At 45.2% G+C, this 14,139-nt stretch carries 10 protein-coding genes; 3 read left to right on the top strand and 7 right to left on the bottom strand.

The features are described from left to right. Window positions 1–87: 87 nt before the first annotated feature. The gene (locus FLAVO9R_RS17365; protein ID WP_159533374.1) at window positions 88–2,088 is read right to left on the bottom strand and encodes an alpha-amylase; all 2,001 of its coding nucleotides are present in this window, start codon (window positions 2,086–2,088) and stop codon (window positions 88–90) included. Between the two features lie 156 nt (window positions 2,089–2,244). Continuing rightward, on the bottom strand, window positions 2,245–3,411 hold the full coding sequence (locus tag FLAVO9R_RS17360; protein WP_159533373.1) for a DcaP family trimeric outer membrane transporter: 1,167 nt from the start codon (window positions 3,409–3,411) through the stop codon (window positions 2,245–2,247). A 253-nt stretch (window positions 3,412–3,664) separates the two neighbouring features. Here FLAVO9R_RS17360 and acs point away from each other — a divergent pair, with 253 nt between their 5' ends. Both acs and FLAVO9R_RS17350 read left to right on the top strand, forming a co-directional pair. Then, complete coding sequence (acs, locus tag FLAVO9R_RS17355; protein WP_159533372.1) at window positions 3,665–5,614, top strand: acetate--CoA ligase; 1,950 nt, start codon at window positions 3,665–3,667, stop codon at window positions 5,612–5,614. An 11-nt stretch (window positions 5,615–5,625) separates the two neighbouring features. Beyond that, window positions 5,626–6,279: a response regulator transcription factor gene (locus tag FLAVO9R_RS17350; RefSeq protein WP_013782560.1), complete on the top strand. Its 654-nt coding sequence runs from the start codon at window positions 5,626–5,628 to the stop codon at window positions 6,277–6,279. Here FLAVO9R_RS17350 and FLAVO9R_RS17345 read toward each other — a convergent pair. The 4 genes from FLAVO9R_RS17345 to rimK are packed head-to-tail and all read right to left on the bottom strand — an operon-like array spanning window position 6,263 to window position 9,641. Beyond that, window positions 6,263–7,246 carry an amino acid ABC transporter substrate-binding protein gene (locus FLAVO9R_RS17345; protein ID WP_159533370.1) on the bottom strand — a complete coding sequence of 328 codons (984 nt, stop codon included), beginning with the start codon at window positions 7,244–7,246 and terminating at the stop codon, window positions 6,263–6,265. The two genes, FLAVO9R_RS17350 and FLAVO9R_RS17345, sit on opposite strands and share 17 nt — an antisense overlap. An 11-nt stretch (window positions 7,247–7,257) precedes the next feature. Beyond that, the gene (locus tag FLAVO9R_RS17340; protein WP_159533368.1) at window positions 7,258–7,692 is read right to left on the bottom strand and encodes an ATP-dependent zinc protease family protein; all 435 of its coding nucleotides are present in this window, start codon (window positions 7,690–7,692) and stop codon (window positions 7,258–7,260) included. A gap of 14 nt (window positions 7,693–7,706) precedes the next feature. After that, complete coding sequence (locus FLAVO9R_RS17335) at window positions 7,707–8,729, bottom strand: succinylglutamate desuccinylase/aspartoacylase family protein (protein ID WP_159534707.1); 1,023 nt, start codon at window positions 8,727–8,729, stop codon at window positions 7,707–7,709. A 6-nt stretch (window positions 8,730–8,735) separates the two neighbouring features. Next, window positions 8,736–9,641, bottom strand: a complete 906-nt coding sequence (gene rimK, locus FLAVO9R_RS17330; RefSeq protein ID WP_013782564.1) for a 30S ribosomal protein S6--L-glutamate ligase — start codon at window positions 9,639–9,641, stop codon at window positions 8,736–8,738. Between the two features lie 232 nt (window positions 9,642–9,873). Between rimK and FLAVO9R_RS17325 the strand changes: the two genes are divergently transcribed. Further along, a complete protein-coding gene (locus FLAVO9R_RS17325; RefSeq protein WP_159533366.1) occupies window positions 9,874–10,509 on the top strand; it encodes a mechanosensitive ion channel domain-containing protein in 636 nt (211 codons plus the stop codon). Here the strand turns inward: FLAVO9R_RS17325 and FLAVO9R_RS17320 are convergent. After that, complete coding sequence (locus FLAVO9R_RS17320) at window positions 10,506–13,958, bottom strand: PAS domain-containing hybrid sensor histidine kinase/response regulator (protein ID WP_159533364.1); 3,453 nt, start codon at window positions 13,956–13,958, stop codon at window positions 10,506–10,508. The genes FLAVO9R_RS17325 and FLAVO9R_RS17320 overlap by 4 nt on opposite strands. Window positions 13,959–14,139: the final 181 nt, after the last annotated feature.

Genomic DNA, 14,139 nt, shown 5'->3' with positions numbered 1-14,139 from the left:
GCAGCTATAGCAGTAAGCTAAGGCAGGTACCTCAGCGGGGCCTGCCTTATTGTAGTTTGAGAGAGTATAGTTATTAAATGTGTAGCGCTAGAATGCGGTTATGTCGGCGCTACTTTGCCCAAACACAAACATATTGCGCTTTCCACACTGCGCCATATGATTACTAGATGTATAAGGCGTACCTGATTGAGTTACGTCACTTTCCCATCCTTGCCCATTTTTAATATACGCTTTTAGTTCAAACCAACCGTTTATGGTTTTACTGCAATCCATTTGAACATCTAGCATCCAATAATGATCGCCCCACAGGTTCAACGGTGTTTCACCAAAACCATCATTGTCGACGGTTTTAATGGATCCCCACGCTGAAGGCCAATTATTCGTAGTCCAATCAAGCGCGCTACCTTCAGCTTCACTACTTTGGCTAGTTTCAACACCGTACCAATCAAGATAATTGTCGTTGGCTTTCCAAGGTGCCGTCGTCGTGTTGCGCATATTGTTGTGGATGATGGGAATGGCACACGCATAGTTACTCGTTGTGCAAGAGAGCCCTAAATTTGATGCTGCATAGTCATGATCGATTCCGCCTCGAATAAACATGTCTTGCCCACTTTCGGTGGTGGCTTGTACAAAAATGATAGTGCGTTGCCAATCTGCATTGGGTTCATCTGTGGTTAGCATTGCCCCTTGATGAATGGCAATGGCGTCCCATGAAGCAATATTCACGGCTACAGAGCCATCGGGGGCAACGGAAATAACTTCGCCGCTACATTGGGTTTTGGCGGTATTAATATTACCGGTTAATACGTTGCAATATTGGCCTGGTGCCATGGATGTGGTTAGCGTGGTATCCATGGTATAACTTTCTTTGTTTATTGCCACAAATCCACTGTCTGCGCGACCAAAGGCGATTTGGTTGCCTCCATTGCTCCACCAGTCGGTTACCACGAAATCATCTGACGTGTTATCTCTGAAATCAACGCCGCCTGAAATATACGACCAACGATGTTCGCATTTCCACTTATCAGCAAAGCATTCAAGTGTTCCGTTGTTATGCACTGGCACTGATGGTGCACCCGCATCGGTGTCGCCGTGGAAGTCGTAACTCGACATGACTTTGGGGTAACCATAAGGCCATGCCAACATAAAGATATTCGCAAGGTCGTATAAACGTCCATCTTCAAAGGTAATAACATTACCGCCTCCACCATGGCCTCGTTGATTATCGTGGTTATCAACAAAAACAACGGCTTTATAGCTTGGCATGAAACCCCATGCTTCGCCGAAGTTACTAAGCCAAGCAAGTGATCCATTGCGAAAAACATTGCCAATTTCAACTGAGTATTTAAATTCGGTCACCAGGCCATTTGAGAAATATTCATCGGCACTAATGGCCTCACCGCCTTGATCTATTACTTCTTGAAACACAAGCGGGGAGCCGTTGACCTGATTGATGATACTCGATATATCTGCCGCAGGCATATGTTTGGAGGCATCTAGTCTAAAACCTTCCACGCCAATATTTACCAAGTCATTAAGGTAGTTTGCTAGGGTGCTTTGTACGTAACTAGATTCGGTTTTCAAGTCGGCTAAACCGACTAATTCACAGTTTTGAACTTGCCACCGGTCTCCATAATCATCAACTGAGCAGGTATCGTGAAAATCTTGAGGCGAGTACATTGGGTAATTTTTATTCCCAAAAGTATTTCCGTTTGTTCCAGTACCCGATCCTGCGGCCATATGGTTAATGACAGCGTCTACGTATATATCTACACCCACTGCGTTGCAGCGCTGAACCATATTTGTAAAGTCTGCGCGAGATCCGCCGCGACTTTCTAAATCATAGCTAACAGGCTGGTAGCGAGCCCACCACTGAGGAACATTAATGTGTTCGTTGGGCGGGGAAACCTGCACTGCAGCAAACCCATTTTGACTTAAATAGGTTTCACATTCGGTTGCTACATCCTGCCAATCCCACTCGAATAAGTGCACGAATGTGGAAGGCTGTGAATGCGCAACAGGGGAGGCTATACCATAGCCTAGTAAGGTAGCGACTGCACTGGAAGCCAGCAATTTACGGTTAATCATAAAAGAGTCCTAGTGACGTTATTTAACTGCATGGAGAAAACTAACTAGACACTAGAATGTAAATTAAATGTAAACAATGTGAATACGTATGCAGACAGGCGAAGATAAAAAGGGCGCCTCAAGAGGCGCCCGTATTCATTACTGATAAGTATCAGATTAAAATGCGTATTTTGCAGAAACCTGAAGGCGGTTCATATCACCTTCCAAACCTTCTTCAATTTCGCGATGTGCAAACGCGTACTCTGCACCAAAGGTAAGCGCTTTGGTAGGCGAATACAGTAAGTTAGCACGTGCGCTGTAGCTGCTTTCTGTCACACTAAGACCGGTAAGGTTAGTGTCGTTATCAATATCTAATGCTGAAAACATGATGCTGCTTCGCATTCTGTCGTTCCAAAGGTGACGATAGGCAATAGCATAACCCGTTGAATCTATAGCTTCCAAATCGCCATCGGCTGTGATGACTGCGCCATTTGCGGCATTCAATGCGGAATATCTACCCATCCCTTGGCCTGTATTCACCATAAAGCGAATATCATCGCCGTTCGATAGTTTGTATTTTCCTGACAAGGCGACACCATAACTGGTTTCATCGGCATCTATACCACTGCCGTCATCATATGAAAGTTGACGTACAAGGCCTGCTATTTTTACGTAACCCCAGTCTTGTTTAGCAGTGTAAGCTGCAACAAAGTCAGGAACGGCATTATCGTCAGCTACAATACGTCCGCCACCACCGTTGGGTGTTACTGTAGTTTCAGGGTTTTCCAACGCCAATTGTAAACCGCCGTTGGTGTATCGCACCATAACTTGTCTACCGAATGTAATGCCGTCTGTCGTACCAATGAAATCAAGAGATTCCGGCAGGGAACCCACATCCATAAATGTGGTCCATGTTTGACCCACTAACCATTCTTTATACTGAATGTAGGCGTGGCGAACACGGGGTGTATAAGAGTTACTAATACGTTCATCACCACCGCTAGTGACGATAAAATCTAATTCTAATACCCCTTTGATTTCGTCACCTTCCGCTGTTGGCGTGTTGGTGCTAAATCTAAAGCGGGATTGACGAATATGTGCATCGAATTGGGTGCCTTCATCGCCGCCTGAAACCGGAGTCAGCGAGGGTATGTAAAAATCTCGCCCAATACTACCGGAACCTAGCGTGCCCTCAGAGTAGTTGCTCACCATCGCATCGGCTTTTATGTAGCCGGTGAATTTAACGCTGGTATCGCCTAAGGCAGCGGCGCTAACGAGAGTGGCGTTAGACGCTGCAAGTGCTAACGATACGGCTAGCACTGAGTTTTTTATTGTGGCTTTCATTATATTTGCCCTAAAGTGTGGTTAAATAAATGTAAATTCAAAGTTAACTTCTATAGGTTTGCCGACCTTGATACAAATTGGAATAAGCTAATGGTCGCATACGACTATAGTCGTAATTGGCGAGCAGTCGAATTCCTAGGACTAAAGTCCGTGAATCGTAAGACCAAAGTCGCATTTTTACTTTATAGTCTAATCATTACAGTGTTTAGTATATAAAAGCATTTCACATTATTGATATTGGAGGCAATTTTTTATGACTGCCAGTAAGATTTTTTCTGTTCCTGACGCAATTAAAAGTACGACCCATTTAACGGATGCTCAGTACGCTGAGATGTATGCTAATTCTGTAGCACACCCTGAAGCATTTTGGGCTGAACACGCAAACTTACTTGAATGGTTTAAAAAGCCGACCAAAGTGAAAAACACCCATTTTGGTGACAATGATGTTTCCATAAAATGGTTTGAAGACGGCGAGTTAAATGCCAGTTACAACTGTATCGACCGCCACCTAGCAGACAATGCTGATAAAGTGGCCATTCACTGGGAAGGTGACTCCCCTGAAGAAAGCCAGGATATTACCTTTCAAGAAGTGCATGATGAAGTCTGTAAATTAGCTAATGCACTTAAATCACTTGGTATAACTAAAGGCGATAGAGTCGCTATCTATATGCCTATGGTCCCCGATGCTGCATACGCTATGTTGGCGTGCGCCCGTATTGGTGCTATTCACTCCGTTATTTTTGGTGGCTTCTCGCCGAATGCGATTGCCGATCGTATTAACGACAGCGATGCTAAGGTAGTTATTACAGCAGATGAAGGCCGCCGAGCGGGGCGATCTGTACCTTTAAAAGCCAATGTAGATAAGGCCTTGTCAAAGGGGGCCTGCCCCTCAATTACTCACGTAATCGTTAAGAAAGTGACAGGCGAAGATGTAGCGTGGAACGAAAGTCACGATGTATGGTGGGATGAGCTTGTGGCTGAGTGCTCCACGACGTGTGAGCCTGAAGTAATGAACGCGGAAGATCCACTCTTTATCTTATATACATCGGGCTCAACGGGCACCCCTAAGGGTGTAGTGCATACTACCGGTGGCTATTTGCTTTATACCGCAATGACATTTAAATACGCCTTTGACTATCAAGATAATGATATTTACTGGTGTACTGCCGATGTAGGCTGGATCACTGGGCATAGCTATATGGTGTATGGCCCTATGATTAACGGTGCATCTCAGGTGTTTTTTGAAGGTGTTCCTACCTATCCTGACGTGCGACGTATCGCGCAAATAGTAGAAAAATACAAAGTAAACAGCCTTTACACCGCACCAACCGCTATTCGTGCATTGATGGCTCACGGTGATAAACCCGCTGAGGGCTGTGACCTTTCATCGTTACGTTTACTGGGTACAGTGGGTGAACCTATTAATCCTGAAGCGTGGGAATGGTACCACCGAGTAATTGGTCAAAGCCGTTGTCCTATCATGGATACGTGGTGGCAGACTGAAACCGGTGGTCATATGATAACGCCATTGCCGGGGGCGACAGCACTTAAGCCTGGGTCAGCTACGCGACCATTTTTTGGTATTCAACCTGCGCTTTTTGATGCTGAAGGAAATGAACTTGAGGGGGCATCCGAAGGTAATCTGGTGATTAAGGATAGTTGGCCGAGCCAGGCTAGAACTGTGTATGGCGATCATCAACGCTTTATCAGTACCTACTTTAGTGCGTACAAAGGTGTATACTTCACCGGTGACGGTGCAAGGCGTGATGAAGATGGCTACTACTGGATCACAGGGCGTGTAGATGACGTGTTAAATGTATCTGGTCACCGTTTAGGCACCGCTGAAATTGAGAGTGCATTAGTGGCCCATCCCAAAGTGGCCGAAGCAGCTGTAGTGGGCTTCCCACATGATATTAAAGGGCAGGGTATTTATGTTTATGTTACCCCAATTGACGGTGTTGCCGTTGATGATGCGCTAACCACAGAGCTTAAAAACTGGGTTAGACAAGAGCTTAGCCCCATTGCGACACCAGATAAAATACAGTGGTCGGCTGGCCTACCTAAAACCCGTTCAGGTAAAATAATGCGTCGTATTTTGCGTAAAATTGCCGCGAACGAACATGAGCAACTTGGTGATATATCTACATTGGCGGATCCGTCAGTTGTTGATACACTCATTGAGGAGCGACTAAACAAATCATAAAGGATAATGCAATGACAACCCTGTTAATTGCCGATGATCATCCGTTGTATCGGGATGCCTTAAGAGGCGCTTTGTCATTGTCTTTACCAGCGCTGACGCTATCAGAAGCTGGTGATTTAACATCGACAGTCGATATTCTCAATCGCGAGGATATCGACTTGTTGCTGCTTGATTTACATATGCCAGGCAGCAACGACCTTTTCGGGTTAATTCACATTCGTAAACTGTTTCCTGACGTACCTGTAGCGGTAGTGTCTGGCACGGAAGATACCCAACTTATATCAAAAATCATGAGTGCCGGGGCGCTGGGATTTATCCCTAAAACTGCCAGCTCGGGTGATATTGCCAATGCGGTACAAGCCATTTTAGATGGGGACGTATGGCTGCCACCTAATTTAAGCGATAGTGTAGATGAGATTGACGAGGAGTTTTCTGAGCTTGCAGATAATGTTGCTTCACTAACGCCTTCACAATACAAAGTACTGTGCTTTATGCGAGACGGGTTACTTAACAAGCAAATTGGTTATAATTTAGATATTGCCGAAGCCACGGTAAAAGCCCACGTTACCGCCATTTTCAAAAAGCTTGGCATCAATAATCGTACTCAAGCGGTATTAATTGCATCTCAACTAGAGCTAGAGCCGCCTGCTACAAGTGATCACTAGTCTTTTCTAGCGGCACTTCAACAGGCTCAACAAGCAAAGCGGGTTCAAAATAAGTAAGATAATGCTTAAGTGCAGCCTTACTTTGTTCGCTTAACAAAGGGTTCTCAATTTCAATCTCAGTACGCCCACGCATTAGCATCGTGCTTTCTTGGTAAACAGGCTGCGCCTTTAAGAATGTCTGAAATTCTCCAGATTCTAGCAAGATAGTAAGCCCTTCACTGATTCGGTTAGCCAAGGCTTCCTGATCTAATGCAACAAAGTAAAACAAAGGACTGTCGTAAGACACCAACAAATGGGGCTCAATTTTCAATGTGCTGTCAGGTTGCTTGTCTAATTCATGTTTTATTTCCATTACACTGCGCGGAAACATATCGGCAAAGCCTTCAGCGACAATTCGAAATGATGCTTGATAAGTAGTTTCAAGGACGGGAATTTCATTGTGACGAAAAATTCGGGTGTCAGGCCAGTCGTAGCCTTGCACCGCACGCATTGATTTTAGGCTCTCAAGCGTTAACGGGTTATCGAAGCGATTATCGTCGGCGCGAATAAGCATAATGCGCTTGCCAAAAAATCCGCCCATGATAGGAATACGTATTGCCCGATGTTGTTTTTCTCTGTCGATAGAAGACACACTCCACGTTACATCTAACATGTCGTGCTCTAAGCTTCTTAATTGGCGCTCTTGCGCAATTTCCTGTTTACTGACTTGTAACTCAAAGGTGCCATACTTATCTTCTGTCACTTCCAGTGCTTTTGAGAGTAGTGTTTTGGCGTATGCGTAAACGGGATCTCGACCAGGGTGAACATTAGGAAGGCGCAGCATTCTATGAGGCAACGCTGCTTTACTGTTCTTTTCTAGGCTAGACGAGTGAGTGACCTCGCCTGCTAGACCTAGTGGAGTGAATAAGCCACTTAGCAGTAGGAGTGTTGACGTAAGTATAGTTCGGCTAATCGTATGTCCTATCATTGTATCGACTATTAATCCTTCCCTGTTAGTAAAAAGTCGTGCTCAGGATCTACCAAAAAGCGGCCGCTCATGGCCTCTCTGCCAAGTAACATAAGGTAGGTCATTTCAGAGCGGTCTGTTAGGGTTAACTGTATATCCCATTGCACACTATCCATGATTATAGGCGTTACTATCACATAACGCTTCTCTCTTGTGGCGGTTGAGCTTTTTACCCGTTTTTTTCCTTCAACTTTTACTTCTCTTCTTACCACTCTATCAACATTATGAATATCAGGGTGGATATCGAAGCGTATCCACAATTCATCATCTACATCAAACTCTTCAATGTTATCTACGTGCAAAGAGGAGGTTGCTGCGCCAGTATCAACCCGAACATTTAAATCTGTGATGGTAAAGGCAGGAAGGTCGCATAACTCAACCGCACCCACTACTTTCTTATTTGTCATGTATTCGCCTTAAATCAAGTATATTCCGCTTCACCTGGTAGCAGGTTGTCTTGCAATAACTCAACGTGTTCTGCCACTGTATCGGGTTGTGAGAAATAGGCAATATGATATACCGCTTCTCCTTCTTGAGTCAGTGGTATGTTTTGTTTACCCACCACCACGCCCTCGGCTGGACTTTCAATACTGGCCAAATACCCACCAAATGGGTCGGCAATAGTCGCCAATTTATCCCCTTTGTTCACATGGTCGCCCAATTGGGCTAAATGGGTAACAAAGCCACTTTCTGTTGCCCGTATCCAGCCACTTTGGCGGGCAATAAACCGTTCAATACTATGGCCTTTACTGCGGCTCTTATTCAGCATACCCAAATGACGCATGGTATTAATAATACCGCGAAGCCCAGCTCGAATTGAGAACTCATCGTATCGAAGGGCTTGCCCTGCTTCATAGAGCAAAATTTTAACGCCACTCTCGCTAGCGGTTTCTCGTAAGGAACCTTCCCGCAGCTCAGCATTTAATAATACGGGAACGCCAAACGCCTTTGCCATCTCTAGTACTTCAGGGTCGTCTAGGTCTGCGCGAATTTGCGGTAAATTACTGCGGTGGATTGCACCAGTATGCAGGTCTATGCCTACATCGCACTTTTGCACAATTTCCTTCAAGAACAAGTTGGCTAGTCGACCTGCAAGCGAGCCTTTTTTGCTGCCAGGAAAGCTGCGGTTTAGGTCGCGGCGATCTGGCAAATAGCGAGACTGGTTCAACACGCCATACACGTTAACCATGGGCACCGCGATAAGGGTACCTCTTAACCGTTCAATGGCCCGTGAGCGAATGAGTCTGCCTACAATCTCAATACCATTTAGTTCATCACCGTGAATAGCGGCACTCACAAACATAGTAGGACCAGGGCGTTTACCTCGGGTAACATAAACGGGAATACTCATGTTTGTCGCGGTGTATAATGGGGGCATCTCCAGCTCAATTTTAACCGATTCACCTGGCGCGATACTTTGCCCACCAATGACTAAATTATCCACTGCCACTTAGCCTTTACCTCGCGTCTTCGTTTTGTGCGGCTCTGCACTTTTTTCAATAAATTCAATGATCATACCGGCGACATCTTTGTTAGTGGCTTTTTCAATGCCTTCCAAACCTGGCGACGAGTTTACTTCCATTACCACGGGGCCGTTGTTTGAACGTAAAATGTCTACACCACAACAATTCAAGCCCATAGTCTTGGCTGCATCTACGGCAGTTTTGCGTTCAGCTGGGCTTAGTCTTACCAAGCTGGCTTGACCGCCTCTATGAAGGTTAGAGCGGAACTCACCCGGTGCAGCTTGACGTTTCATCGCGGCAACGACTTTACCGCCTACCACGAAGCATCGAATATCAGAGCCACCGGCCTCTTTGATAAATTCTTGAACTAAGATACTGGCATTTAATCCCATGAAGGCTTCAATAATTGATTCAGCCGCTTTATGGGTATCAGCCAATACCACACCAATACCTTGGGTACCTTCAAGCAGTTTAATGACCACTGGTGCGCCACCCACGGTTTTTATCACGTCTTCTATTTTATCAGGGTGATGGGCAAAGCCTGTACGCGGCATGCCAATGCCTTTGCGCGATAGTAATTGTAGAGAACGTAGCTTGTCTCTAGAACGACTAATTGCCACAGACTCATTAACACTGTAAGTACCCATCATTTCGAATTGACGTACCACAGAGGTGCCGTAAAAAGTAACAGAAGCACCAATGCGAGGAATAACCGCATCGTAATAAGGCAGGCGTTTACCTTTATAGCGCACAGATGGCCGCGAACTGGTTATATCCATATAGCAATGCATGGTATCAATAACATCTACTTCATGACCGCGAGCACGACCTGCTTCTACTAAACGAGAGGTAGAATAGAGACGAGAATTCCGGGATAAAATCGCTATGCGCATTGTAAATTGCCTGTGGTTATAAATTTTTTAAAAAAGTGCTGTTTAATCATTAGCACCTTTTTAGGTGCATAGCCAGATTAGTCGTTGTACAGCGAATTGGCGCGCATCATAAAGCAGCTTTTATTAATGGTCTTACGAATTATTATTGTGGTGGCGACAGTAATATCTGGATGAACTCAAAATCGTTACGCGATAGCATGGGGTAACATGAGGATATAATGAGTTTTTTACTATGATGCAGTGGTGGCAAGAGGTATTGGTTTGGCTTACGAGCTACCAATCAAACCTTATTTGGAGTGGGTTGGTTTTGCTTTTTTATTTGGCGGCTTCAAGAAAAATCCTACCCAAACTTGAAACCAATATCGAGAAAACCAAATTAAAGTCTACCAGCGCAATCAAAGGATTATTTGCCGCAAGAGTTATCGTGGCTACAGTATCGCTAGCGTTATTGCTGCTTGCGTGGGGAATAGACTTCTCAGGCCTATTGGTATTATCAACCTCTATTATCACAGTAACTGGAGTAGCGCTTTTCGCCAGCTGGTCATTAATAAGCAATATTACCGCTTACTTCATACTGTTGACGAACGTTGCGTATCGCCGAGGAAATTTTATTCGTATCCTCGATGGCGATAATTTTATAGAGGGTTATATTGCTGACTTAGGGCCATTTAGTACTCGGCTGGTTACTTCTGAGCGCGAAACCCTCATGTACCCCAATAACCTAATTTTAACTCGTCCTGTGCTTATTAATCCCAAATCAGCGTGGGGCACCATGGGTAAAGTAACCCCAACGACGGCGGGTAAAATAGAAGAAAAAACCGATAAACCGACGAAAAAGAGCAGGGTGAAAAGCGACCCGCAAATTTAGTCGCTATCGGTATAGTGTGACTCCCGAATATGGCGAGTCATGCTTTGAAGTAACGCTCTTAGTTTTGCAGGTTTTAGCGGCTTAGATAGGTAGTTAACCCCTTGCTCCTTACATTTAGCCACTAAATCTTCATCTGGTGTGGCTGTGATAAGCGCGGCGGGTAATATGGCATCAAGCTGGAACCTAATCTTGTCTATTAAGGCTAAGCCGTTTTGCGTTTCATCGTGGCTTAATTGATAGTCCATCAATAATATCTGAGGTAATGTTTGCTCAATAAGGGCAAGGGCTTCATCCCAAGACCCCGCCACCATCACCTTGACACCCCAGCGCGCTAGCAGCGTTTGCATTGCATCTAAGTTTTCCCGTTGATCATCTACGCAAAGTACCTGCAGTCCAGTGAAGGTTGTGTTTTTAGGCTTAGCTGCCGTACTTGTTGAAGAGCCTGGCTGAGCTTTTGGTAGGGTAAAGGTAAAGCAGCTACCTTTTTGCGGTGAGGACGACACGGTTATATCGCTACCCAACTGTTGGCTTAACCTACGTACCACGCCTAGACCTAAGCCAATACCATGCTCTGCACTTTGATTAATGCGGTAGAAATCACTAAAGATGTTATCTTTTTTATCTTCCGAAATTCCAATTCCCGTGTCGTAAACACGAAAAGAAACGGCTGATTTTACGGGTTTTATAACCAATACAACTTTACCATTTTGGGTGTATTTCACAGCATTTGACAGCAAATTCTGCATAATTCGGTACAAGTAGGTTTTATCCGCCATTACCCATAGGGGTTTCACCCATACGCGCAGTGAAAGGCCTTTTTCCAGTGCCCGCATTCTTATGTCGTCGATAAGCGGGCTGAGCAGAGCGTGTACATCCACGGGCTCAATATCTGGTTTCATTTCACCTTGATCTAGGCGTGAAATGTCTAAAAGCGTACCGATAAGTGCTTCACTTGAGGTCACTGAGTGATGCAGTTTTTGAATAATTTCGTGTACCCCATTCGATAGTTCTTGTTCCTCTAGCGCTGATATATATAGCTTGGCGGCGTTGAGAGGTTGAAGTACATCATGACTGGCAAGTGCCAGAAAGCGAGTTTTACTGGCATTTGCATCTTCAGCTGCCTTTCTAGCGCGTATAAGTTCAGTTTCTGCACCAGAGCGACGCTCTATTTCAAGCCGCAGTTCGGCGTTAATGGTATGCACTTCTTCGGTACGCCGTTTAATTCTGGCTTCTAAGTCGATGTTAGATTCTTCAAGGGCTTGTTGAATCTCAATGTGATCGGTGATGTCATTGAAACTAGTAACAAAGCCGCCCCCAGGTAAGGGATTGCCCACCATTTCTATCACGCGGCCATCTTTTCGTTGTCGTTTAAATCGGTGGGGGGTACCAGAGCGCAAATGTTCTAGGCGCTTTTCGACTTCCGCTTCTACGTCCAGTTTGCCAAATTCCCCCTGTGATGCATTGAAGCGAATAAGTTTCTCAATCGGTATGCCCACCGCAAGAAAATCTTCAGGATAGGTGTATAGCGCTGCGTACCGCTTATTCCAAGCCACTAAATTTAAATGTTTATCCACTACGCTAATACCTTGGTCCATATTCTCCAACGAGGTCAGCAGCGCGGTCATATTGAATTGCATGGCCTGTGTGGTGTCGTCGAAAAAGTTAATCACTTCCGTGAAGTCCATTTTCTTGCCACGCAGTGCACTGTCTAATAACACTTTGGCGCTGGAAGCACCGATAACCCCCCCCAGCGCCCGTTCACAAAACGTAAGAAAGTCTTCATCGGGAGAAGCTTGATGGTTCAAGATACAACTGTTGAGATGCTGATATTGCTCAATAAGCTGTTCGCATCGACCTGTGCCCATAAAGGTCGATAGTAGCGTAATAAGATCAGATACCGTTACATTACTATTTGGCCCCTTTACTACACTGTTTTTAACCACAGCAGGAGACACAAAGGCTTCGGCTTGAATTCTGTCGATGAGCCGGTGCGGGGCAAACCAAGAGAAAATAATATACATCACGGTATTAGCACCAAGGCTTATCATCGCACCTTGGCTGATAAGCTCGTTATTAGCAAATTGTGATGTTTGCTTTCCTACCAGTGGGAACACTAACCACAGCACCCAAAGTATAATTCCAACTAACAAGCCCGCGTACACACCATGGGCATGCGCGCGCTTCCAATATAATCCACCGAGGATCGCTGGCATTAACTGAATAACTAATGAAAACGCGATAAGTCCAATTGAGTGTAGCGAGCGACTACTGGTCATTTGTTGATGGTATAGGAACGCCATTAGCAATATAAAACCAATAACAATACGCCGGATAAGGCGTATCTGCGCAGAGAAGTCTCTTTTTTGCGCAGAGTTTCCTCGAAACGCTAAATAGCGGGGCAAGATCACATCATTGGTTAACATGGTGCTTAAGGTTAGGGTTGCCACAATAATCATTGCAGTTGCGGCTGATAACCCTCCTACAAATACAATAACCTGTAGCCAGGCCGAGCCAGAGAACATGGCGAGTGACAATACATAGGAGTCTGGCTCAACGCTGGCGCCAGCAAAAATAGCTTTACCCGCAATAGCAATAATGGGAATAACCGTAGAAATAATTGCGAGATAAAGGGGAAACAACCATCGGGCTGTTTTTAAATGCGAAAGACTAAGGTTATCAATCACCGCCACATGGAATTGTCGAGGCAGACATACAATGGCAGCCGCGGCCATGATGGTTTGGGCGATAAAGTTGAATGAGCTAAATTGTGAAAGTGCAGCTGTATTCACAAAGGTTTCTAGAAAAGGGCCTGTTTCGGTTTGTCGCCACGCGCTGTAGCCCACAAAAGCAACTAACACCAACGCCAGTAACTTAATAGTAGACTCAAAGGCGATAGCGAGCATTAACCCTCTGCGGTACTCGGTTACATCGGCATGTTTAGTACCAAAATAAATCGCAAATACAGCAATAAACGTAGTGGCAGCAATTACGATAAAATTACTATTAGGCTGTTGGGTTAACAGCTGAAAAGTGGAGCCAATCGCTTTTAACTGCAACGCAATATAGGGAATGGTTGCCAGTAGTGCGATAACGGTCACTAGCAGAGCGACGGTTTGGCGCTTCCCATAACGAGACGCGATAAAGTCAGAAATTGTGGTGATATGTTGCTTTTTACTTACCAGCGTCAGCTTATAAATAAATCGGTACCCGAGCACATAGACCAAGATTGGCCCTAACATAATAGGCAGGTAAATCCATGTGTCGCGACTGGCTTGACCCACCATGCCGAAAAATGTCCACGCCGTGCAATATATTGCGAGTGCCAGCGAGTAGATCGCTGGGTGCGAGGTTAACGCTCGTGCTCGCGGCGAGTTCTTATCGCCCCAACTCGCCAAAGAAAAAAGCAAAAATAAATACAGTACCGCAAGCGTAACCCAACCGAACGTCATGAATTTCCTTTAACCAATAGTTAACAAGTCTGTGTGCATTATAAGCATTTCGACCATGGTCTACCTACGACCATGGTCTCATTTGGAATTTTAATGGTGAGGTCTAGAGTATACATCGTGCTCCTAAGTGCTTGACTTTTGCCGGTCTAAGGCCAGTTGGTCTGAACGAGAAAGCTTGGCA

The organism is Alteromonas sp. 38 (genome assembly GCF_902506055.1).
In the GTDB taxonomy this organism is placed as follows: domain Bacteria; phylum Pseudomonadota; class Gammaproteobacteria; order Enterobacterales; family Alteromonadaceae; genus Alteromonas; species Alteromonas lipotrueae.
Note: the sequence above shows the minus strand (reverse complement) of the source record. Positions and strands in the feature narration are given on the sequence as shown.

Excerpts from the sequence above, each read along its gene's own strand:
- FLAVO9R_RS17365 (WP_159533374.1), bottom strand. The coding sequence starts at position 2,088 with ATGATTAACCGTAAATTGCTGGCTTCCAGTGCAGTCGCTACCTTACTA.
- FLAVO9R_RS17360 (WP_159533373.1), bottom strand. The coding sequence starts at position 3,411 with ATGAAAGCCACAATAAAAAACTCAGTGCTAGCCGTATCGTTAGCACTT.
- acs (WP_159533372.1), top strand. The coding sequence starts at position 3,665 with ATGACTGCCAGTAAGATTTTTTCTGTTCCTGACGCAATTAAAAGTACG.
- FLAVO9R_RS17350 (WP_013782560.1), top strand. The coding sequence starts at position 5,626 with ATGACAACCCTGTTAATTGCCGATGATCATCCGTTGTATCGGGATGCC.
- FLAVO9R_RS17345 (WP_159533370.1), bottom strand. The coding sequence starts at position 7,246 with ATGATAGGACATACGATTAGCCGAACTATACTTACGTCAACACTCCTA.
- FLAVO9R_RS17340 (WP_159533368.1), bottom strand. The coding sequence starts at position 7,692 with ATGACAAATAAGAAAGTAGTGGGTGCGGTTGAGTTATGCGACCTTCCT.
- rimK (WP_013782564.1), bottom strand. The coding sequence starts at position 9,641 with ATGCGCATAGCGATTTTATCCCGGAATTCTCGTCTCTATTCTACCTCT.
- FLAVO9R_RS17325 (WP_159533366.1), top strand. The coding sequence starts at position 9,874 with ATGATGCAGTGGTGGCAAGAGGTATTGGTTTGGCTTACGAGCTACCAA.
- FLAVO9R_RS17320 (WP_159533364.1), bottom strand. The coding sequence starts at position 13,958 with ATGACGTTCGGTTGGGTTACGCTTGCGGTACTGTATTTATTTTTGCTT.